The sequence below is a fragment of the Halobacillus sp. ABA4_118 genome, from assembly GCF_056160205.1.
Window position 1 is genome coordinate 1,073,918 of the sequence record NZ_JBSWWS010000001.1, and the last position, 20,846, is coordinate 1,094,763.

At 47.8% G+C, this 20,846-nt stretch carries 17 protein-coding genes; 7 read left to right on the plus strand and 10 right to left on the minus strand.

What is annotated here, in order from left to right; genetic code table 11:
• Nucleotides 1-99: 99 nt before the first annotated feature.
• Nucleotides 100-1,326, minus strand: a complete 1,227-nt coding sequence (pepT, locus tag ACXAGL_RS05315) for a peptidase T (RefSeq protein WP_474992337.1) — start codon at nt 1,324-1,326, stop codon at nt 100-102.
• A gap of 170 nt (nt 1,327-1,496) precedes the next feature.
• On the opposite strand from pepT, the gene ACXAGL_RS05320 reads away from it, so the two are divergent.
• Together ACXAGL_RS05320 and ACXAGL_RS05325 are read left to right on the plus strand one after the other, a co-directional pair.
• Nucleotides 1,497-2,570 carry an AI-2E family transporter gene (locus tag ACXAGL_RS05320; protein ID WP_474990224.1) on the plus strand — a complete coding sequence of 358 codons (1,074 nt, stop codon included), beginning with the start codon at nt 1,497-1,499 and terminating at the stop codon, nt 2,568-2,570.
• Nucleotides 2,571-2,653: 83 nt separating this feature from the next.
• Nucleotides 2,654-3,838: an MFS transporter gene (locus ACXAGL_RS05325; protein ID WP_474990226.1), complete on the plus strand. Its 1,185-nt coding sequence runs from the start codon at nt 2,654-2,656 to the stop codon at nt 3,836-3,838.
• A gap of 32 nt (nt 3,839-3,870) precedes the next feature.
• On the opposite strand, the gene ACXAGL_RS05330 is transcribed toward ACXAGL_RS05325, so the two are convergent.
• The 4 genes from ACXAGL_RS05330 to ACXAGL_RS05345 form a co-directional block, all read right to left on the minus strand.
• On the minus strand, nt 3,871-4,881 hold the full coding sequence (locus tag ACXAGL_RS05330) for a DctP family TRAP transporter solute-binding subunit (RefSeq protein WP_474990228.1): 1,011 nt from the start codon (nt 4,879-4,881) through the stop codon (nt 3,871-3,873).
• Nucleotides 4,882-4,966: 85 nt separating this feature from the next.
• Nucleotides 4,967-6,232: a TRAP transporter large permease gene (locus ACXAGL_RS05335; protein ID WP_224869181.1), complete on the minus strand. Its 1,266-nt coding sequence runs from the start codon at nt 6,230-6,232 to the stop codon at nt 4,967-4,969.
• A gap of 27 nt (nt 6,233-6,259) precedes the next feature.
• The gene (locus ACXAGL_RS05340; protein ID WP_027953335.1) at nt 6,260-6,814 is read right to left on the minus strand and encodes a TRAP transporter small permease; all 555 of its coding nucleotides are present in this window, start codon (nt 6,812-6,814) and stop codon (nt 6,260-6,262) included.
• A gap of 240 nt (nt 6,815-7,054) precedes the next feature.
• A complete protein-coding gene (locus ACXAGL_RS05345; protein ID WP_474990230.1) occupies nt 7,055-7,903 on the minus strand; it encodes a GNAT family N-acetyltransferase in 849 nt (282 codons plus the stop codon).
• A 119-nt stretch (nt 7,904-8,022) separates the two neighbouring features.
• On the opposite strand from ACXAGL_RS05345, the gene ACXAGL_RS05350 reads away from it, so the two are divergent.
• The gene (locus tag ACXAGL_RS05350; RefSeq protein ID WP_281658913.1) at nt 8,023-8,199 is read left to right on the plus strand and encodes an SE1832 family protein; all 177 of its coding nucleotides are present in this window, start codon (nt 8,023-8,025) and stop codon (nt 8,197-8,199) included.
• A 532-nt stretch (nt 8,200-8,731) separates the two neighbouring features.
• On the opposite strand, the gene ACXAGL_RS05355 is transcribed toward ACXAGL_RS05350, so the two are convergent.
• Entirely contained in the window at nt 8,732-10,585 is a 1,854-nt protein-coding gene (locus ACXAGL_RS05355) for a cation:proton antiporter (protein WP_474969819.1), read from the minus strand.
• 342 nt (nt 10,586-10,927) lie between these two features.
• On the opposite strand from ACXAGL_RS05355, the gene brnQ reads away from it, so the two are divergent.
• The gene (gene brnQ, locus ACXAGL_RS05360) at nt 10,928-12,247 is read left to right on the plus strand and encodes a branched-chain amino acid transport system II carrier protein (RefSeq protein ID WP_474969820.1); all 1,320 of its coding nucleotides are present in this window, start codon (nt 10,928-10,930) and stop codon (nt 12,245-12,247) included.
• Between the two features lie 42 nt (nt 12,248-12,289).
• Here brnQ and ACXAGL_RS05365 read toward each other — a convergent pair whose 3' ends face one another.
• The 4 genes from ACXAGL_RS05365 to ACXAGL_RS05380 form a co-directional block, all read right to left on the minus strand.
• On the minus strand, nt 12,290-13,141 hold the full coding sequence (locus ACXAGL_RS05365) for a transglutaminase family protein (protein WP_474969821.1): 852 nt from the start codon (nt 13,139-13,141) through the stop codon (nt 12,290-12,292).
• 23 nt (nt 13,142-13,164) lie between these two features.
• On the minus strand, nt 13,165-14,127 hold the full coding sequence (locus ACXAGL_RS05370; protein ID WP_474990233.1) for an alpha-E domain-containing protein: 963 nt from the start codon (nt 14,125-14,127) through the stop codon (nt 13,165-13,167).
• Nucleotides 14,120-15,580: a circularly permuted type 2 ATP-grasp protein gene (locus ACXAGL_RS05375; protein ID WP_474990235.1), complete on the minus strand. Its 1,461-nt coding sequence runs from the start codon at nt 15,578-15,580 to the stop codon at nt 14,120-14,122. Before ACXAGL_RS05375 ends, ACXAGL_RS05370 begins: the two co-directional genes overlap by 8 nt.
• A gap of 140 nt (nt 15,581-15,720) precedes the next feature.
• Nucleotides 15,721-16,656 carry an NADP-dependent oxidoreductase gene (locus tag ACXAGL_RS05380; RefSeq protein WP_474990237.1) on the minus strand — a complete coding sequence of 312 codons (936 nt, stop codon included), beginning with the start codon at nt 16,654-16,656 and terminating at the stop codon, nt 15,721-15,723.
• A 110-nt stretch (nt 16,657-16,766) separates the two neighbouring features.
• Here ACXAGL_RS05380 and recQ point away from each other — a divergent pair, with 110 nt between their 5' ends.
• From recQ to kynB, 3 genes are read left to right on the plus strand one after another with little or no spacing between them, the layout of a single operon-like run.
• Nucleotides 16,767-18,899 carry a DNA helicase RecQ gene (gene recQ / locus ACXAGL_RS05385; protein WP_474990239.1) on the plus strand — a complete coding sequence of 711 codons (2,133 nt, stop codon included), beginning with the start codon at nt 16,767-16,769 and terminating at the stop codon, nt 18,897-18,899.
• 13 nt (nt 18,900-18,912) lie between these two features.
• Nucleotides 18,913-20,181: a kynureninase gene (gene kynU, locus ACXAGL_RS05390; RefSeq protein WP_474990241.1), complete on the plus strand. Its 1,269-nt coding sequence runs from the start codon at nt 18,913-18,915 to the stop codon at nt 20,179-20,181.
• 10 nt (nt 20,182-20,191) lie between these two features.
• Nucleotides 20,192-20,812: an arylformamidase gene (gene kynB / locus ACXAGL_RS05395; protein ID WP_474990243.1), complete on the plus strand. Its 621-nt coding sequence runs from the start codon at nt 20,192-20,194 to the stop codon at nt 20,810-20,812.
• Nucleotides 20,813-20,846: the final 34 nt, after the last annotated feature.

A 20,846-nucleotide genomic window follows, 5' to 3' on the forward strand; every position in this document is an offset into this window, starting at 1 on the left:
TCCCGCCCACATTATGGAATCACTTTAGTATGGGGACGGGACGGAATCCTTATACGTCGTTCATCAATCGTTTGATCCATTCGGGATAACACGCGTCCATCAGGCTTTCTCTTCAAATAAACGGGTGGTTTCGACGATGACCTCAGCCGCTTTTTCCATACTCTCCAGAGATATGTACTCATACTTTCCGTGGAAGTTTTCTCCCCCGGTGAAAATATTCGGCGTAGGAAGTCCCATGTAGGAAAGCTGTGACCCATCCGTTCCTCCGCGAATCGGTTGAATGATGGGCTTCACACCTTTGTTCTGCATCGCTTCTTCAACGATATCAACAATATGGCGGACCGGTTTGATTTTGTCCCCCATGTTGTAGTACTGATCCTCCATTTCTACAGCCATCCGCTTTTCTCCAAGGCGTTCATTCATGTCAGCAGCCAGACCATGTAACCGCTGCTTTTTCTCCTCAAATTTTTCTTTATCGTGATCCCTCACAATATAGGAAAGCTCAGCCCGATCCACATTCCCTTGCAGGCCAAGGAGATGGTAAAAACCTTCATACCCTTCTGTATGTTCAGGCGCTTCTTCGGCTGGAAGCTGATTTTGGAATTCCAGAGCAAGCTTTACCGCGTTGACAAGTTTATTTTTTGCCGTCCCCGGATGCACACTGTTTCCGTTAAAGATGAGCTTGGCGCCTGCTGCATTAAAACTTTCATACTGAAGTTCACCGAGCGGACCTCCATCAACGGTGTAGGCGTAGGAAGCACCAAAACGGTCGACGTCAAATTTGTGGGGGCCTCTGCCGATTTCTTCATCCGGTGTAAACGCCACACGGATTTTTCCGTGCTTGATTTCGGGATGTTGAATAAGATGATTCAGAGCCGTCATAATTTCAGCAATACCTGCTTTATTATCGGCCCCGAGCAGGGTCGTTCCATCCGTTGTGATCAACGTCTGCCCTTTATAGGCGGAAAGTTCAGGGAAATCTTCCGGGCGAAGCTCCACCTCTTCATTCAAAGGCAGCACCCCTCCGTCATAGTTTTCAACAATTTGAGGGTTTACATGTTCGCCGGTAAAATCGGTGGCTGTATCCAGATGAGCGAGAAAGCCGATTACCGGCACCTCTTTTTCCGTATTTGCAGGAAGGGATGCCATCACATAAGCATGGTCATCCACACTGACTTCACTCATCCCGATAGCTTCAAGTTCTTCGACAAGCTTATGAGCAAGCTCCCACTGCCCTTCCGTTGAGGGGGTACGGCCGGTGGTTTCATCGGATTGAGTATTCATTTTTGCATAAGAAACAAAACGCTCCAACAGTTCTTTTTTCATCATTGATGCTCCTCCCATGTCTCTTTCGGGTTAAACTTTCATACAGGAAAAGTAAATCTATTGCTTCCCCCCCGAAATTTGGTATCCTTATTATAACGAATATGCACGAACGTCTGAAAGCTGGAGCATCCAGCTTTTCTTCATTCTACATAAAAAGGTGTGTCTTATCTGTGGTCCAAAAAAAATGGTTTCAAGCCATCGTAACTGCCATCCTGCTTGCTCTGTTGATTTTACTGCTGCATCAAATTCAGTTTTTCTTCGATCCGATCATGACCTATGTCGGAGCCATCGCCTTTCCTTTAATCGGTGGTGGGATTCTGTTTTATTTATCCCGGCCCTTACTAAAACTTCTGGAACACTACAAAGTGCCGAGAATTCTCGGAATTGTCATCATCTTCCTATTGTTCATTGTTCTCGGTTACATCATCACCCAGTTCATTGCTCCAATCGCCCAGGAGCAGTTCACCCGGCTCGTAGATAACATTCCGGATATGGCTGAAATGATTGGCGAAGGCGTAACATACTGGCAGCAGAATCAGGACATTATACCAAGTCAGTTCAATGCGACCATCGATAATGTGGCCAACAATCTGGAAACATATCTTCAGGATGCCTCCACGGTGGTCATCAACGTCGTCAGCCAGTTGATCAGTTTTGTGTTCGCTCTTGTCCTGATCCCGTTTTTCCTTTTCTTCATGCTGAAGGATGGTGACAAACTGACCCCGTTCATCAGGCAGTTCTTAGGAAAAAGAGCGGGAAAAAGCTTTGCTAAACTGGCTCACGATATCGATCATACGCTTCATTCCTTCATTCTCGGTCAGCTGACGGTCAGTATCGTTGTCGGTCTGCTGCTGCTTGTCGGATATTTAATCATCGATCTTCCATACGCTCTGACCTTGTCTTTATTTGCCATGGTGATGAATGTTATCCCATTCGTCGGCCCCTTCCTGGCCGTGGTACCAGCCATCCTTGTCGGATTGTTCGAAGACCCCATCCTGGCTGTGTGGGTGGCCGTCATTACCATTATCGCTCAGCAGCTGGAAGGGAATTTTGTTTCGCCAAACGTCATGGGTAAAGCATTGAGCATCCATCCGCTTACCATCATTACCTTGATTCTCGCAGCTGGAAGCCTTGCCGGCTTCCTCGGATTATTGTTTGCTATTCCCACCTATGCGGTTATCAAGACAATTGTCCGTCACTTCTATCAGGAGTGGCTTGAACGGAGAACAGCTGATCACAGCTGATTATACAAACGCTCTGACCCGCTATTGTTTTCAATAGGGGGTCTCCTTTTTTCATTCCATATCACCGAAGCGAGGGATTTTTTATGCATAAACCAAGTTTATGGACCCGGCCTTTTATCTTTCTCATTCTTGCCAACTTATTTACGTTTATGAGCTTCCAGATGCTGCTTCCCAACCTGCCTCCGTATATCGAGTCGATTGGCGGCAGCACCCTTGAAGTCGGATTGATTACGACCACCTTCGCTTTTGCAGCGATCGTGATTCGTCCGTTTATTGGTCACCTCCTGATGACCCGGGCACGGAAACTGCTCATCCTCATCGGTGCCGGGGCCCTGCTCCTCCTGACGATGATGTATCCTGTGACACAGGTGGTCTTCTTCCTGCTGGTCATCCGCTTCATCCACGGCCTTGCGTGGGGATGGTCGACGACGGTCAACGGAACCGCCGCTGTTGACATCGTCCCAAGACGCCGTGTAGGGGAGGGGATGGGCTATTTCGGTTTATCCGTTACCGTCGGAATGATTATGGCTCCAAGTCTCGGTATCTACTTGTATCAGAACTATTCATTCTCTCTACTCATATGGATTTCCGCAGCACTCGGAATCATTGCGCTTCTTTTATTTTCTGTCACCCGCTTCACCACGCCTGAGCAGGTGTATGAAAACCAAAAAAATCCGCCTCGCTTCTCCTTCAAGGATGCATTGATCGAAAAGAGAAGCTGGTACCCGGCTCTCGTCACGATTCTCAACACGTTTGGATACGGAGCGGTTGTTACCTACATTGTCATCTTCGGTAATGAACAAGGACTGGACGGAACGTTTCTTTTTTATTTCTTTAATGCCGTCCTTGCTACTGTGTCACGTCCCATAACAGGACGGTACTTTGATAAGCGGGGACCATGGAACTTAATAATCGTCTGTTCCGTCATATCTTTCATTGCTATGTGGGTGCTGGCAACAGCGGATTCGAATCTGGACCTTATTATCGCAGGAGCTTTATTCGGAGCCGGCTATGGATCCATGATGCCGGCACTCCAGGCCTGGGTCATCTCCAAGACCTCCATCGAGCGAAGCGGGATTGCCAACGGGATGTACTACTCCTCTATTGACCTCGGCATCGGTGCGAGTGCCCTCATCCTTGGGTTTATCTATCAATTTGTGAACACAGCTGCCCTGTTTAAACTATCCAGCTTTCTCTTTTTAGTCGTCATGGTGCTGACGATCATCGACTTAAAAAGGCAGACCGAACCGTGGCAGTCGCCTCAATAATAAAAGCCCCGCATCTCTGCGGGGCTTTTTCGTTATTCGGCTGCATTGATTTCTTCAATCAGCTTATCAAGAACTTCACCATCTACCGTGGATACTTCGTTGCGGTAGAAGTCGCGGACAGGTTCAGCCTTTTCTTTAAAAGCTTCACGCTGTTCGTCAGACAGCTCTACAATCTCTGTCGGGTTTTCCGTATCGTTCTTAATCGTTTCTAAATATTCTTCGTTCTGCTTCTTCTGTTCTTCAAATACCCAATCCTGCATCTCCGTTACGGTTTCATCCACCATCGTTTTCATTTCTTCGTCAAGGCCATCATACCAGTCAGTGTTCACAGTAGTCATTGCCACGTAATTGTTATGATTCGACATTGTCATGTAGTCCTGTACTTCGTTGAAAGAAGCATCTCCGATGAAGAAGATCGGGTTCTCCTGTCCTTCCACTGTGCCACGGTCCAGGGCTGTGTAAAGCTCAGACCAGCTCATTGGTGTCGGATCAGCTCCATATGCTTCATAGGACTTCAGGATCAACGGAGACGTCTGTGTACGCATCTTGAAGTTTTCAAAATCCGCAGGTTCGGAAATCTCCTTACTGGATGTCCACTGCATCGCGCCTTCAGACCAGAAAGAAAGAGGCGAAATGCTGTGTTCCTCGTAAAGCTTACGAAGGTCTGTATTCAAAGCTTCGCTGTCGTTCAGGATATTCTGTGTCTTTTCTACACTTTCAGGAAAAAGGAATTGGAGCGCAAAGATTTGTCCTTCTTTCACCATATTCCCTGTGAACCCTGGAGACATGACAGCCATTTCCACGGTACCGCTCTGCAGCTGCTCGACCTGGTTTGTTTCACTACCGAGCCCTCCGAATTCATACACGTCGATATTAACAGCACCGTCGGATTTTTCATTCATACGCTTGGCAAACTCCTGGGCGTATTCATACTGGACCTGTCCTTCCACTTCCTCTGTTACGAACTTCCAATTATACGTCTGTCCGTCTCCCCCGCTGTCACCACTGCTGTCGTCACTGCCTCCACAGGCAGCCAGCACCAAACTGATTAACCCTAGAATAAGAACTGCTAATCCATTCTTTTTTCGAATGAGAATGACCTCCCTTTGTATTTAAACTCTCCTTTTCCTAAAGAAGGAAAAGTGACAGTTCGTCAAAAAATATGAGTAAGCCTGAGATGGCAAACAAAATGAGAATATACGGCGGTGTGCCCTTGATAACCTCCAGGTACGGTTTATTGAAGACCGCACTGGCTGTAAAGATATCTACTCCAAACGGCGGCGTAGCTGATCCCAGAGCCGCCTGGAATGTGATGACGACTCCGAGGTGGACCGGATCTATACCAGCACTCATCGCAGCCGGGTAGAAAATCGGCGTCAGGATAAGAATGACGACGATCGGGTCTACAAACATACAACCGATAAAGAAGAAGATGGTGACCATCAAGAGTACGTAAATGGCACTAGGATCGGTTCCAAGGACAGTTTCCGTAATCATCTGAGGAATCCGTGCAAAGGAAATGACCCATGTAAAAGCCTGCCCGCCGGCGACAAGGACAAAAACGGCTGATGTAACAAGCCCTGTAGACCTGGCGATTTTCGGGAGCTCTTTAATATGTACGGAGCGATAGATGAACACCTCAAGAATAAAGGCATAGAGCACTGAAACCCCCGCTGCTTCCGTAGGACTGAAGAGTCCTGTATAAATACCCCCGATAACGACAATTGGAAATCCGAGTGGCAGAATCGCTTTTCTTGTCATCGTCCACCGTTCGCTCCAGCTCGCTTTTCCTGCCAGCGGAATATCGGCCATTTTAGCGTAAATGATGCTGTAGACCGCAAAGCTGATGAATACGATGATCCCGGGAATGATACCAGCAATGAACAAGTCACCGACAGAGGTGCCGGAAACGAGGCCGTATATGATCATTCCAATACTTGGCGGCACAAGGAGTGCGACGTCACTGGAATTGATAATTAAAGCGATGGCTGATGGATCTTTATAACCGATTTTCAGAAGACGCTCTCTCATCGGCTTACCGATGGCGACTACTGTAGCCTGGGTTGAACCTGATATCGCGCCAAAAAGCGTACAGGCAGCGGCTGTTGTTACAGCGTAGCCTCCCCGGATATGACCGATGAACGATCCGATGAAGTCCAACAGGCGGTTTGATGTCTTCCCTGTGGTCATAATATCGGCAGCGAAAATGAATAAAGGTACAGCTAGTAATACGTAAGGTTCGATTCCTGTAGAGAATTGCTGCATGAGGATCATGGGGTCCAATGTTGGGAAATAGATAAACATGATGACTAATGGAGCTGCCATCAGTGGAATCATCATGGGAAAGTTTAAGAATAAAAGCACCACCATGATAATGAGCATAGTCGCGATCATATCGTTATCCTTTCTTGTATCCGATTTTTATAAATGCGTTCCTTCCAGATCATTTGTATCTTCGTCGTTGTAGTCCTTGACATCGGTTCCCAAGTACACTTCATCCCGGTTCGTAATGTTGATCCACATGTTTCTAAGGAACTGGATGCCTCCCAGCAAAAAACCGATTGGAATGAAGATGTAGAGGTAATAGGCCGGCATTTCCAGTGCTGAAGTCACTCTTCCTGACTCATACACGTCCTGTACATAAAGACTCGAATAATAGGCCAGGACAAACAGCACGGCTGCTGTGCCAAAGGGAATGAGAATAGAAAGGAATTTCCTCACCTTAAAGGGAGCCAGATCATAAAAGGCGGACATGCTGATATGTCTTCCTTTACGTGCGGCATAGCTGATCCCCATAAAGGTTGCTACGACAATGGCAATCTGGCTGACTTCATCAGCAAATGGAGGCGAATAGCTGAAAAGCGCCCGGCTCAGCGCCTTTCCAACGACCATTAAAGCAATAATAATAACCGCGTAGCTTAATATAAACTCTTCAATTTTTAATATGATTTTGTCTACTGCCTTAAAAACCTTCAAGTATGTAATCCTCCTAAATAGATCGAATGTAGTAGTTTTCAGGCCAATTACTAAACATCATACCGGAACCACGAAATTCACTCAAATCAGTATGAACAGAATATTTTGTACTAATTAACCAAATGGAGCCGCCAGATGGAAATGGATGGGTGAGAGTCCATTATGGTGCCGATAGCTCGTTCTAGATAAAGAATCCTTCAGTTTACCGCTTACATTTACAAAATATAACAGATTTATTTTCTAATTTTTATGAAAATGATAAACGATGGAGTCACTGATTTTCTTATAACCGATTTTTTTATAAATGGAGTTTGAGGTGGGATTGGCGAGATCTGTGTATAACGAGCAGAAGGTGTATCCCTGTTGAAGAAGATTCTTCGTTAAGTGCCAGACCGCCTGGGTGGCATAACCCCTTTTTTTAAAGGAGTCCGGTGTGAAAACCGCGTTGATGGTTGCCCCGTTTTTTGTTGTCCTGGCCCGACCTGCCATCGAAACCGGGATTCCATCCACCAGCCATAGAAATAAGCGCTGATCCCGGATGAGACTCTCTGTAAGCTCCGCGGCCCTTTCAACAACAAGGGGTTCATCTGTTTCTTTTCCGTACTGGATCATCCATTCCACCACCATGGAGTGGTGGGACATGTCTGCGCCCTGGAGCTTACCGCTGCTCTGAGGAATGTCATTCAATTCATCGAGGCGATGGACGCCCTGCTGCACATGGACCCGGGGGATGACAGAAGTCAGCTGCGTCCATTCTTCTACAAATGCGGCAGTGGATTTTTCATCTCCGATGACACCCGGCACTTCGCATTCCTGGTTATTTAGATGACGGGCTGCTGCTTTAATGTAAGGAGTGGCATCTCCTCGTACGCTCGGCAGAATCCACAGATGAGGGGGTGTGCGTAAAGCCATGTATTCCGTCTTTTCCCCCTTCGTGATACGGAGGGTATAACAGGGTCCCTCTTCCCTGCCAAGCACGAAACGCTCCAGTACACCTAAAGGCAGATTATTTTCAGCTTCTCTTTGCAAGAGGAGTGGTTCCACCTTGGACAAGAACTCTTTAGGACTTTCGTCATTATGAATGATCATCAATTCTTTCCCCTTCCCCTTTAACTCTAAACTATTTTTTGTTAAAATTCTGAATATAAGATCGTTTTTCCATTATACGTTGTCAATAAATGGAGAACAAGATGAAAAGGAGTGATCCTGTGACTGAACAGGAAATTCGTGACCAAATCGCCTTCTTAAAATCAGACTATGTCCGAATCCAAGGCGATCTGGATAAACTGGAAGCCGCCGGTGGAAACATCCAAAATGCTGAGCAGCAGCTCGCACGGATGGAAGAAGAATTAAAAGTATTAAATAAGAAGCTTGCAGAAGCATAATAAAAAGGAGAAGCCGGTATCGGCTTCTCCTTGTTTTGTATAGAATCCCAGTGCATCCTCTTGTCTTCAGAAATTCTGACCATTCCGTTTCCCGGAGGAACGTCCAAGTCTCCCAAGAAAAACCTCCATGCGGGTTCATGGACGTCCGTTTTTCCGCAGGAATGTTCTTTTATAATCGAAAATACGAACCTTCACTTAAGCAACCATAAAAGTTTTCGTATCCTGGCAGGGTCTCCATTACCTGTGCATGAACGGTTTTTGGACCATTTTAATAACTGTTAAGATCGTTTTCTGCTTATAATTCCGAACCGGACCATGCCGGCGGCGAGGAGCGTTCGGTGGTGACGCCTGCGGGAACAGCACGAGCCTCAGCTAACTTGGTCAAGTGGTTTCCTTGACCAAGTTAGCTGAGGCCGTGCCCGCGGCAAGCATCCACCGATAAGCGGAACGCTGTTTTCTCCACGACCTTACATCCACTTTTTCCAAAGTCAAAGGAGAAGCCGGTACCGGCTTCTCCTTTGACTTTGCTGCTTTATGATTTTCTCTCTTCCTGGTTCTTCCTCTGGCCTTCGAGCTTTTCCTGAATTTTTTCGAATTCCTTGCTCGGAGGCATTAAGGAAACGATCACATCCCCATTTTCAGGGCGGAACTCCATCCCCGGTGTAAAGAATTCAACTTTACCGGAGGTCCGTTTGGCGAATAGCAGCATCGCATGTTCATCCATATTCTTCCGATAATCTTCAAAAGAATATTGAGCCGTCAGGGTTGTTTTTCTGAACACATACCCATTTTCAACCCGGGCGTTCAGTTCTTCCCACGAAGCTCCTTCTTCAAACAGAACACGGCCTCCAATTGTATGAACAAGATCTTCCAAATTATCCCCTTCCTTATTGGAGAGGCTCAATTGGAAAGAGTTGTTCCGGCCAAATTCCGGCACGAATGTCGTACAGACCAGTGCATTGTAGGAATCCAGTTCTGTTGCCGCCACGAGGTATTCATAAGGCGTCATGTCGAGATAATATTCCGTCTGTTCAGAAAGGATCTCCCCGTGATAGGAGGCAATGCCTCTGGAACGCGCCCGTGACAGGCGCTGCCAGGAAGAGTCCGTAAGAAGTACCGGGATTTTCAAGTCTTCCAGCGTTTTTGCCAGGCCTGTTGTGAAGGCACTTCCTCCTGCAATCAACACCCCAGGCGGACCTTCCATAGACAAGCCCAGTTTTTTAGCGAGCCAGCCGATGGAAAATCCATGAGCCACAACTGTCGTAAAGACAAGGGCAAAGGTGAGGGAGATCAGTATGGATGCATCTTCATATCCACCTTCAAGAAGGATACTCGCAAAGTAACTGGCAACCGTAAGGGCCACAATTCCCCTTGGAGCAATCCAGCCTACGAGCAGTTTTTCTGATTTTGACAAATCGGTCCCGATTGTCGACAGGAAGATCGACAACGGACGAACGATAAATAACATCAGAAGGACAAAACCGATAATCCGGATATTAAAGATCTCCACCAGTGTATCCACCGTTAAGGAAGCTGTCAGCATGATAAAGATTGTTGAAATTAACAGCAGGGAGATATTTTCCTTAAAGTGCCTCATGTCCGCAATGGATGAAATATGCATGTTGGCAAGGGTCATCCCCATCGCAGTAACAGAGAGAAGACCTGTCTCATGCATGACTTCATCCGCTCCTGTAAAGCAGGCAATGACCACTGCGAATACGACAGGCGACTTTAGAAACTCCGGCACGTAGCCGGTTTCGAACATCCACCCTACGCCTTTTCCGCACAGCCAGCCAAGAAAGACTGCGAAAGCTGAAGCTAAAAAGAACATAAGCAGGGCCGATGGGTCATTGACAGTTAAAAACACAATGATTTCAAATGCGAAAACCGCAAGAAGCGCTCCGATCGGATCGACGATAATCCCTTCCCATTTAAGAATCTTGGCGGGTCTGGGTTTCAGTTTCGCCTGCCTGAGCAGCGGGAGGATCACGGTTGGTCCGGTTACAATAAATAAACCGCCGATCGTAAAGGCGACCGCCCAGGACAGCCCGGCAACATAATGGGCAGCAAAGGAACCGAGAATCCAGCTGAAGAATGCGCCGAACGTAACAATCCGGAACACCGGCCTCCCCAGTCCCCGAACTTCCTTAAAGTCAAGATTCAAACTGCCCTCAAACAAGATCACCGCAACAGCCAGGGAAATAATCGGTTTATAAAGATCCCCAAAGTCCTGTTCCGGATTCATTAAGTTAAATACAGGTCCAGCCAGCAGTCCGGCTATGGACATGACTACGATAGCCGGCAGACGGAAGCGCCATGCCACCCATTGAGAGCCGACGCCGAGAAAGCCAACCAGGGTCAATTGCAGTAACAGCGAATCGATCATGTAGTAGTCTCCTTATCTTCTATGTTTATCAACAGCCGTGATTGATGTATAGCCATATTCTATAACCCGGTTTTCCTTCTGTAAACTAACTTATCTTATCAGTTTTATAAAAATATCATGACATTCTTTCCCTGGTAATCTTAACCGTTTAAATTTTCAGACAAAAGGGTTGACAGGGTATTCCCACCCTGATAACATTACTCCGGTGCTAATTGAAATTTCTTAAAATTTTTGATGGATCCCACGCCTATCGTCACTTCCAGACAAGCTGTGCTCATGTCTGGATAGGAGCGATTTTTTTTACGCAGAATATATAGACACCCTTGAGGAGGAAGCTGCTTTATGAGAGCCAGAGATACGCTGTTTATCGGATTTACACTATTTGCCTTATTTTTCGGCGCCGGCAATTTAATCTACCCTGTTACATTAGGTATTGAATCAGGAACGTCTTATACCCCTGCTATTCTAGGGTTCGTCATAACGGGAGTCGGTATTCCCATCATCACAGTGGCTGCCATATCCCTTGTTCAAAACGGCGCGGTCCAGCTGGCCGGACGCGTGCACCCTCTGTTCGGAATTCTTTTTACTTCCATGGTGTATTTAGTGATCGGACCTTTCTTCGCCATACCAAGGGCAGCCAACGTTGCCTTTGAAACAGGCGTAGCGCCTTTTGTGAACGGAGAATCCCTGACGCTCTTCATCTTTACCATCGTCTTTTTCCTGCTCGTGTATTTATTGAGCCGCAACCCTTCCAAATTAGTGGATCGTATCGGTCAATTTTTAACACCTGCTCTGTTTCTGGCTATTGTCGCCCTTGTAATCGGCAGCTTCTTCGCCCTTGACGGTCCCATACAGCCGGCAGGTGAAAAGTATGCGGCCCAGCCATTCTTTACCGGCTTTGTGGAAGGGTACCTGACCATGGATGCCATCGCATCCCTTGCTTTCGGAATCCTTGTCGTATCATCATTCAGGGACCGCGGTGTTACAGAGCCCAGGCAGGTGACGCTCTCCACATTAAAAGCGGGGCTTGTCACAGCCGCCGGTCTGACTTCCGTTTATGTGGCTATCGGCTGGATTGGAGCTAAAATGGCGGTAGAAGGTACGTATGATAACGGAAGTGCGATCTTATCCGGAGCCGCCCAGATCATGTTTGGAGATACCGGTACCGTCCTTCTCGGTGTTATTGTCGGTTTGGCCTGTCTGACCACCTGTGTTGGACTGACCGTCGCCTGTGGACAGTTTTTCTCGAAGCGTGTCCGGAAGCTGTCGTATCATTCTGTCATTGTACTCGTGACCATCGTCAGTCTCGCCATCTCCAACATCGGGTTAAACCAGATCATATCCTATTCTGTACCCGTCTTAGTGTTCGTCTACCCTATTACGATCGTCCTTGTCGGTCTGACGTTCATGAGCCGGCTGTTCAATCACTCCTCCTATGTGTACCGTGGAGCCATCATTCTGACAGCTTTCATCGGGCTCTATGATGGACTGGCAGCATTCGGAGCCGATGTTTCCGCGATTACCCCGCTTATCAGCCGCCTTCCCTTTTATGAGCTGAACCTGAGCTGGTTGTTCCCGGCCATTATCGGTGGTCTTGCCGGCTGGCTGTATCAAACCTTCAAAGGGCAGACGAGAACGACAGAGAGTTACCAGAAATCTTAAGTATTAGAAAATCCCTCTTTCATGAAAGAGGGATTTTTTTTATTACTGATCAATGAGCGTGACGCTGACTTTCACGTCCAGGTTCTGTCCGCCCCCGCGATAAACCCCCTGCAGCGGGCTGACATCTGCATAGTCCCTCCCCGTACCGATACGGATATGCTGCTCAAGGGCTTCTACATTATTGGTCGGGTCAAGACCGACCCAGCCGATACCCGGAATCATGACTTCCACCCAGGCATGTGTAGCGGCATCTCCGACTAAGGCAGAGTCTTCCCCTACGTATAAATACCCACTTACGTAACGGGCGGGTATTCCCTGGGAACGGAGGACGCCAATCATAATATGGGCATAATCCTGGCAGACACCTGCACGAAACGGCCAGGACTCATACGCTTTCGTACTCACCTGGGTTGTACTTGTATCATAACGGAAGGACTCATGAATGTACTCCATCAACCGCAGGGAATACCGGACAGGGTCCTGCATCGGCCCAAGAATATCCTTGAATTCTTCAATCTGTTCTTTATATAAAAAAGTATAGGGCGTCTCATTAATATAAGCCAGGTAATGATTCCGGAACAATTCTGAATGGAAAATCGACTGCATCTCATCCGAACATTCAATCATGCGGATGAATGGACTTTTTTGAATACTGACGGTGGAAATCGTTTTAAGAGTAAGGTGTTCATGTTTTTCCGGAATAAAAAATGTTTCCACATGGTTTCCCCACAAATCGATATGTTCCTTTGTCATGGAGGATGGCGTAATTTCCGTCCGGTAGGCAAGCAGACGCTGACATTCATCGGTTCTCGGTTTAAGCCGGATGTGATTCATGCTCTGGTCCACGAAATTATCATAATAGAAGGTATTGGTATGTTCGATTTGAAACTTCACTGGGTATTCCTCCTGATTGTTTTCTATTTCACCCGAACAGGTTCGATTAAGTAGTAGGTTTCCGAAAACATCCGGCTTAATGTCATACAGCGGTCCTGGAAGTGGTCAAGGAACTGCATCAGTTCTTCCATGCCCATATCTTCAATCGATGATTCTTCGATTTCATTTTGAATCACTTCCAGCATTTGAAACAGGTTTTCCGAGTAGTGTGAGACTTTCCCATCCTCCAAATTAGTCACAGCCTCAAGGACATGATCCATACAGTACTGAATCGAGCGCGGGAAATTCCGTTCCTTAATAAGGAAGCTCAACACATTTTTCGGCTCCATCGTCGGTGGATGTTCTTTAATATAGGCATCATACCCATTCAGAAAATGGAGAGCCGTCAGCCAGTGGTAATAATGATGAGTGCTCCCGTCGGTTTCCTTACGGTTTTTCTCACAGGTAACGTTCAGGATGCGCGCCATTTTTTCAGCCCGCTCCAGCCATTTTCCGATTTTGATGAATGAATAAGGCGTACCACGGCTCATGCTTGATTCAATCACTCCCTGGGAGGTCATGGATGTCTGGATCACCCGGTTTAAATACTGCTGGGTATGATCCCTGGTGTTCGGAAGCTCCTGCCAGTCTTTTTGATCGAGGTGGAACTGATTCAGCACTTCCCATAATTCTTCGGGAAGGATGTCCCTTGTCGCCCTTGCGTTTTCCCGGGCGTAATTCATCGTGTGCATCAGGGAATTGACGTTGAGCGGACTGATCGTCAAATACTGGATCATCGTTTCCCGATCCATCCGTTCATAAAAACTGTAGTAATCCGCTGTAGAAGCACAGACTTCCAGAATTTCCTCCCATTCCTTGTCCAGCGCATCTTTACTGGAAGCCTCCAGCATATGGATCAGCTGTACTTTCAATACCCGGGCATTGTTCTCAGCCCTCTCGATATTTCTGGACATCCAATACAGCGAATCCGCTACCCGGCTAAGCATGTTGATCACCACTTTCTGAAAGAATCCATGTATCCTTGCCGCCTCCACCCTGGGAAGAGTTCACGACGAGCGATCCTTCCTTCAAGGCTACTCTGGAAAGTCCGCCTGGAAGGACGTTCATCTGCTCACCGCTCATGACAAAGACACGGAGGTCCACATGACAGGGATAGAAGCGTCCTTCCTGATACGCAGGAGCTCTGGATAATTTAATGGTCGGCTGGGCAATATACCGGCTCGGATTCTCCACGATCTTTTTCCTGAAGATTTCCTGTTCGCTTTCATCGGACTGTGGACCGATAAGCATATCGTATCCACCGGAAGCACCGACATTTTTAATCACCAGCTGGTCGATATTCTCCAGTACATAATCGAGACGCTCCGGATCACTGAGAAAATATGTTTCCACATTGGGAATGATCGGATCCTCATCGAGATAGAAGCGGATCATGTCCGGAACATACACATACATGGCCTTATCATCAGCCACGCCGTTGCCGATCCCGTTCAAAATCGACACATTCCCTTTCTTATACGCTCTCAATAATCCGCTCACACCGAGCATGGAGTCAGGGCGAAAGGCTTCAGGATCGAGAAAATCGTCATCAATCCGGCGGTAGATGATATCCACTCTCTGCAGACCGCGGGTCGTTTTCATATACACCATATCATCCTTCACCACCAGGTCACGTCCTTCCACAAGCTCGATCCCCATCTGCTGGGCAAGAAAGACATGATCATAATACGCAGAATTATAGATGCCCGGGGTCAGCAGAACAGCTGTCGGTTTCTTCCCGGGCTCGGCATTCAACGGCACCTGTGTGATCAAGGACTGGTGAAGTTCAGATAATTGATGTTCCAGTGTCTCAATAGAATGCTGATTGAACAATTCCGGATAGACCTGCCTCATGACATACCGGTTTTGAAAAACATAGGACATGCCTGATGGATTGCGCAGGTTATCCTCCAGCACCCGGTACTCTCCATGCTCATCCCGGATCAGGTCCACCCCGGCAAGGAAGATATGATTGTTCAGCGGCACGCGCACCCCGCCGATCTGCTTATCATAATAGTACGGGTTGTTTTCAATCAGATCCCTCGGAATCACACCGGCTTCCACGATACGCTGTTCATGATAAATATCATCGAGAAAGTGGTTGAGCGCCGTCATCCGCTGCTTCATGCCTTTCTCGATCTTTTCCCAATCTCCGCGCGGGATAATAATCGGCACAAAGTCAAAGGGCATCGTTCGTTCCGTCCCTCCGGTATGACTGTAAACCGTAAAGGTGATCCCCTGCCTGAGAAAATTCAACTGAGCGGTTTCATGTTTATTCATCAGCTCTCGTTCATTAAATTGATGGACCAATTGATAAAACCATTGGTAATGACTTTTGGGCTGTCCATCTTCCTTCATCATTTCATCAAAGTAGACACCCGTTTTATAATTGGTTAACACGACCTCTCCTCCGTTTCCTATGTAATCACTATCCTTTACCCTAAGTTAACAAAGATTAGGCCGAAATTGTAAGAAAATTAGTACATTTAACAAAAAGCCCCAGGATTCCTCAAAATTCGAGGTTTCCTGGGGACACACTCTTATTTCATTGTAATGACGATTTTACCTTTGGCATGGTGGCTTTCACTGATTTCATGAGCTTTACGAAGTCCTTCCTGGGAGAACGGCAGCTCATGGCCGATCACAGACTTCAATGTGCCTTCTTCCATCATCTTACCCAGCTTGGAGAGCTGTTCTCCGTTCGGTTCCAGCCAGACAAAACCAGTCTTGATGTTTTTCTCGGCCGCCTTCGTTTCATCAGGGGGCTGGACGATTGACGGAAGCTTCCCTCCTTCTTTCAGAACCTGAAAGCTTTTTTCCTGAATGTCTCCGCCAAGGGTGTCGACCACGATGTCAAAATCCTGCAGGACCTCAGAGAAATCCTCTTCTTTATAATCAATGAAGCGGTCCACTCCCAGCTTCTCTACCCATTCCCGGTTTTTGCCGCTCGCAGTGGCCGCAACATATGCTCCGAGATGTTTGGCAATTTGGACAGCGTAATGGCCCACTCCGCCTGATCCCGCATGGATAAGTACACGATCCCCTTCTTTAATATCCGAAAAGCCGACGAGGCACTGCCATGCTGTAAGACCGGCCAGAGGAACAGCGGCCGCTTCTTCGAAAGTCACTCCCTCAGGCAGCGGTGCCAGCAGATGTTCATCCACCGCTGTATACTGGGCATATGTTCCGAATCTTGTCGTATCCGGTCTTGCGAATACCCGGTCCCCCGGTGAAAAATCCTTCACATCCTCTCCTACTTCGGTAATGACCCCTGCGGCATCCCATCCAAGAATAATCGGAAATTCGAAAGGAACCGCATCTTTCAAGTACCCTTCACGCAATTTCCAATCAATCGGGTTAATGGAGGTCGCCCGGACATCCACGACCACCTGCTTGTTCTCAGGTACAGGGTTTGGAACTTCTTTCTCAACGAGCTGCTCCCGACCTCCGTACTGTTCAATGATGACAGCTTTCATGATAAAACCGACTCCTTTTTTGAAGATTGATCCAGGTTAGTTTTCCCCTATATTTTCACGTGAAACATGGTAAGATGTGAGGAGAACGATTACATTAAAGGATGATTCACATGATGGAACAGGCCGAAAAAATTTTAATGCAGTATTACGGATATTCTTCCTTCCGGCCGGGACAGGAAGAAGCGATTGAACAGGTGATGAACGGGCAGAACACCCTCGCCGTCATGCCGACCGGGGGCGGAAAGTCGCTGTGCTATCAGATCCCGGGACTTGCGCTTGAAGGAACGGCTGTCGTCATATCGCCATTGATTTCGTTAATGAAAGATCAGGTCGATGCCCTGCTTTCCTACGGGGTGGCTGCCACCTACATAAACAGCTCCCTTACGGCAGAAGAGCAGCGGACACGACTGAGAGATATGGAAAAAGGGCGCTACTCCTTTATTTACGTCGCACCGGAACGATTTGAGACTCCTTCCTTTCTCTCCGCTGTAAGCAGGATCCCTCTTTCTCTAATTGCTTTCGATGAGGCCCATTGTATATCCCAGTGGGGACACGATTTCCGACCGAGCTACCGTTCCATCGTCCCGACGCTTAATAAAATTCCGAACCTCCCTGTACTCATGGCTTTGACAGCGACAGCCACCCAGGAAGTCGTGGCCGACATCAAACAGCTGATCCATGTTGAAAACGGTCATGTGATCAACACAGGGTTCGCAAGGGAAAACCTTGCTTTTCGTATCGTTAAAGGAAGAGATAAGCGTGAGTTTATTACAGAATACATGAGCCAGCTCCCCAATGAGTCCGGTATCATCTATACCGCCACCCGGAAAGAAGCCGACCAGCTGCACTATATTCTCGAGAAAAAGGGCTACGCAGCAGGCAGGTACCATGCCGGTATGACAGAGCATCAGCGGAAACAGGCACAGATGGATTTTGTACAGGACGAGACCAAAGTGATGGTGGCCACGAATGCGTTCGGGATGGGCATCGATAAATCCAACGTCCGCTATGTCATCCATTACGCTATGCCGATGAATATAGAATCCTATTATCAGGAAGCGGGACGTGCAGGAAGGGATGGCGAACCCGGTGACTGTATCCTTCTTTTTGCGAGTAAAGACATTAATCTGCAGAAGTTCCTGATCGACCAGTCGCCTTCTGAGGAAAAGAAGAAAGAAGAGTACGCCAAACTGCAGGCGATGACGAATTACTGCCACACCCATACGTGCCTCCAGAAGTATATTCTGGAGTACTTCAACGACCCTGTCCCCTATGAACGCTGCGGAAAGTGCTCCAACTGTACACATAATGGAGAAGTGGAAGACCGCACGAAAGAAGCCCAGATGGTGCTGTCCTGTGTGAAACGCATGGGAGGCGGATTCGGGGCAGGTCTGACAGCCAAAGTGCTGAAGGGCTCCCGCGACCAAAAGGTGAAGCAGTTCGGTTTTCACGAGCTTTCCACCTATGGGATCATGCCGAAAATTACGGAGAAGGAATTAACCCAGTTTATTCACTTCCTGACGGCTGAAGGTTATTTAACGGCCGGATCAGGGAAATACCCTTCCCTCCAGCTCACCTCAGAAGCAGCAGCTGTCCTCAAAGGGGATAAACCTGTAGAAATGCTCGTGGAAACTGCCGCCGTCCAACAGTCAGGTGAATATCATGTGCAGTATTTTGAAGAACTGCGGCACTTAAGGAAGCAGCTGGCTGATGAAGCCGAACTTCCGCCATACGTCATCTTTTCTGATGCCACCTTGAAAGAATTTTCCAATCACCTGCCCCGGACGAAAGAAGAGATGCTTCAGATGAAAGGGGTGGGAGAGCGGAAGTACGAGCAGTACGGCGAGACATTCCTGGAAGTGATCCGGCCGTGGTCCGAACAAACCGAATCAGCCCCAATCCCGTCACGCCGGCCGGAACCGAGAGATCCCTTTGATGACAGGCCCAGCCACATCGTAACGTTTGAGCTGTGGAAAAGCGGCAGTCACTCTATCCGGGACATTGCAGATCAGCGCGGCATGAGTCCGCAGACGATTGAAAACCACCTGTTCCGCTGTGTGCAGGAAGGAGAAGATATTTCGTGGGACTACTGGTTTGATGAAGAACAAGAGGAGCAGGTCCTTCAACATTATCACAAGCTCGAGGAGAAAAAGCTGAAGCCGTTGAAAGAAGAGCTTCCGGACACGTTTACGTATTCCATGATAAAAGCTGTATTAATCAAACACCGTTACCTGAACAGATAAAAGGAGGAATGGGATGATTACCCTGGATGATGTAAGAAAATGGGACGCAGATGATGAACTGAATGAATATAAATCGGAATTCTTTTTAAAAGAAGACAGCATTTACATGGACGGCAACTCTCTTGGACTGTTGTCCAGGCGTTCCGAATCTGCTCTGCAGCAATCTCTTAATGACTGGAAAGCGCACGGCATCGAAGGATGGACACAAGCTGACGAACCGTGGTACTACATGGCGGAAAAACTCGGACGGATGACGGCTCCTCTCCTTGGGGCTTCTCCGGAACAGGTCATCAACACAGGATCCATTACGACAAATCTCCATCAACTGCTTGCGACCTTTTACAATCCGGAAAAAGGGCGGACAAAAATTATCGGGGACGAACTAAACTTCCCCTCCGATATTTATGCTGTCAAAAGTCAGATGGCCCTGCACCACCTTGACCCTGAGGAGCATTTTATACAAATCGCCAGCGCTGATGGGTATACACTGAAGGAAGAGGACATTATCGCCCAGATGAAGGATGACGTAGCTCTTCTCCTGCTGCCTTCCGTTCTGTACAGAAGCGGGCAGCTTCTTGATATGAAAACCCTCACCCACGAGGCTCACAAGCATGGAATTCTTGTATTGTTTGATCTTGCCCATTCCATCGGCGCTGTTCCGCATCAGCTGGATGAATGGGAGGTGGATTTCGCTGTATGGTGTACGTACAAATACTTGAACAGCGGCCCCGGTGGTACAGGTGGATTGTACGTAAACCGCCGGCATCTCGGGACTCATCCCGGACTTGCCGGCTGGTTCAGTTCTGATAAAGACAAGCAGTTTGATATGGATCACGATCTGACTCCCTCTTCCAGTGCCGGTGCTTTCCAGATTGGAACCCCGCATATTTTAAGTTCTGCTCCGCTTCTCGGATCTCTGGAAATGTTTTTGGAAGCAGGTATGGAGGGAATCAGAAAGAAGTCACTGGCCCTCACCCAATTGTTCATGGATTTAGTTCATCAGGAATTGAAAGGCCTCGGGTTCACCCTGGGTAACCCTGTGGAGAAGGAGCGCCGGGGCGGTCACGTCTGCCTCGTCCATGAAGAAGCGGCCAGTCTCTGTAAAGCACTGAAAAGCGAAGGGGTCATTCCCGATTATCGATCCCCGAATGTCATACGGCTCGCCCCTGTCGCTTTCTACACTTCCTACGAGGATGTGTTTAAGGTTGTCATGACCATCAAACAAATCGTACAGGAAGAAAAGCATAAATCATTTAAAAATGAGCGGGATATTATCGCTTAGGAGGATACCGATGAAGTGGATGGATATCAGTATGAAACTGGATGCAGGCACCCCGCCATGGCCGGGGGATGAACCTTTTACGTATGAAATCACTTATGCAATGGAAGACACCGGATCTGTCAACGTGGGGCAGTTTAAAGGCAGTTGTCACATCGGAACACATGTCGATGCCCCTTTCCATTATGATCCCTCAGGGGCCCGGATAGCAGATCTGCCTGTCGACCGTTTCGCAGGAAAAGCGGTGGTCGTTCATTTGGACCGACCGGCAGTCATTCATAAAGAACAAGTGATGGATATCGATTTGACAGAAGTGGATAAAATCCTCTTTCGTACAAACAGCTGGCCTGATCGGTCCGCTTTTCCTGCTTCCTACTCAGTGATCGGAAGTGACCTGGCTGCTTACCTTGCTGAACAAGGCATTGATCTAATCGGCGTCGATACTCCTTCTGTTGATCCAGAAACGAGCAAAGACCTCCCTGCCCATCACAGTCTCTGCGCCCATGATCTGCTCATTCTTGAAGGTCTCGTCCTGGAAAACATCCAGCCGGGCATCTATGAGCTTATGGCCTTCCCGTTGAAAATGACTCAAGCAGACGGCAGTCCGGTACGTGCGGTGCTGAGAAACCTGTAATGTTGCAGTAAAAAAGGTGGACGTCAAAGGACGT

Coding starts and splice junctions, on each gene's coding strand:
- pepT (WP_474992337.1), bottom strand. CDS start 1,326: ATGAAAAAAGAACTGTTGGAGCGTTTTGTTTCTTATGCAAAAATGAAT.
- ACXAGL_RS05325 (WP_474990226.1), top strand. CDS start 2,654: ATGCATAAACCAAGTTTATGGACCCGGCCTTTTATCTTTCTCATTCTT.
- ACXAGL_RS05335 (WP_224869181.1), bottom strand. CDS start 6,232: ATGATCGCGACTATGCTCATTATCATGGTGGTGCTTTTATTCTTAAAC.
- ACXAGL_RS05345 (WP_474990230.1), bottom strand. CDS start 7,903: ATGATCATTCATAATGACGAAAGTCCTAAAGAGTTCTTGTCCAAGGTG.
- ACXAGL_RS05355 (WP_474969819.1), bottom strand. CDS start 10,585: ATGATCGATTCGCTGTTACTGCAATTGACCCTGGTTGGCTTTCTCGGC.
- brnQ (WP_474969820.1), top strand. CDS start 10,928: ATGAGAGCCAGAGATACGCTGTTTATCGGATTTACACTATTTGCCTTA.
- ACXAGL_RS05370 (WP_474990233.1), bottom strand. CDS start 14,127: ATGCTTAGCCGGGTAGCGGATTCGCTGTATTGGATGTCCAGAAATATC.
- ACXAGL_RS05380 (WP_474990237.1), bottom strand. CDS start 16,656: ATGAAAGCTGTCATCATTGAACAGTACGGAGGTCGGGAGCAGCTCGTT.
- recQ (WP_474990239.1), top strand. CDS start 16,767: ATGATGGAACAGGCCGAAAAAATTTTAATGCAGTATTACGGATATTCT.
- kynU (WP_474990241.1), top strand. CDS start 18,913: ATGATTACCCTGGATGATGTAAGAAAATGGGACGCAGATGATGAACTG.
- kynB (WP_474990243.1), top strand. CDS start 20,192: ATGAAGTGGATGGATATCAGTATGAAACTGGATGCAGGCACCCCGCCA.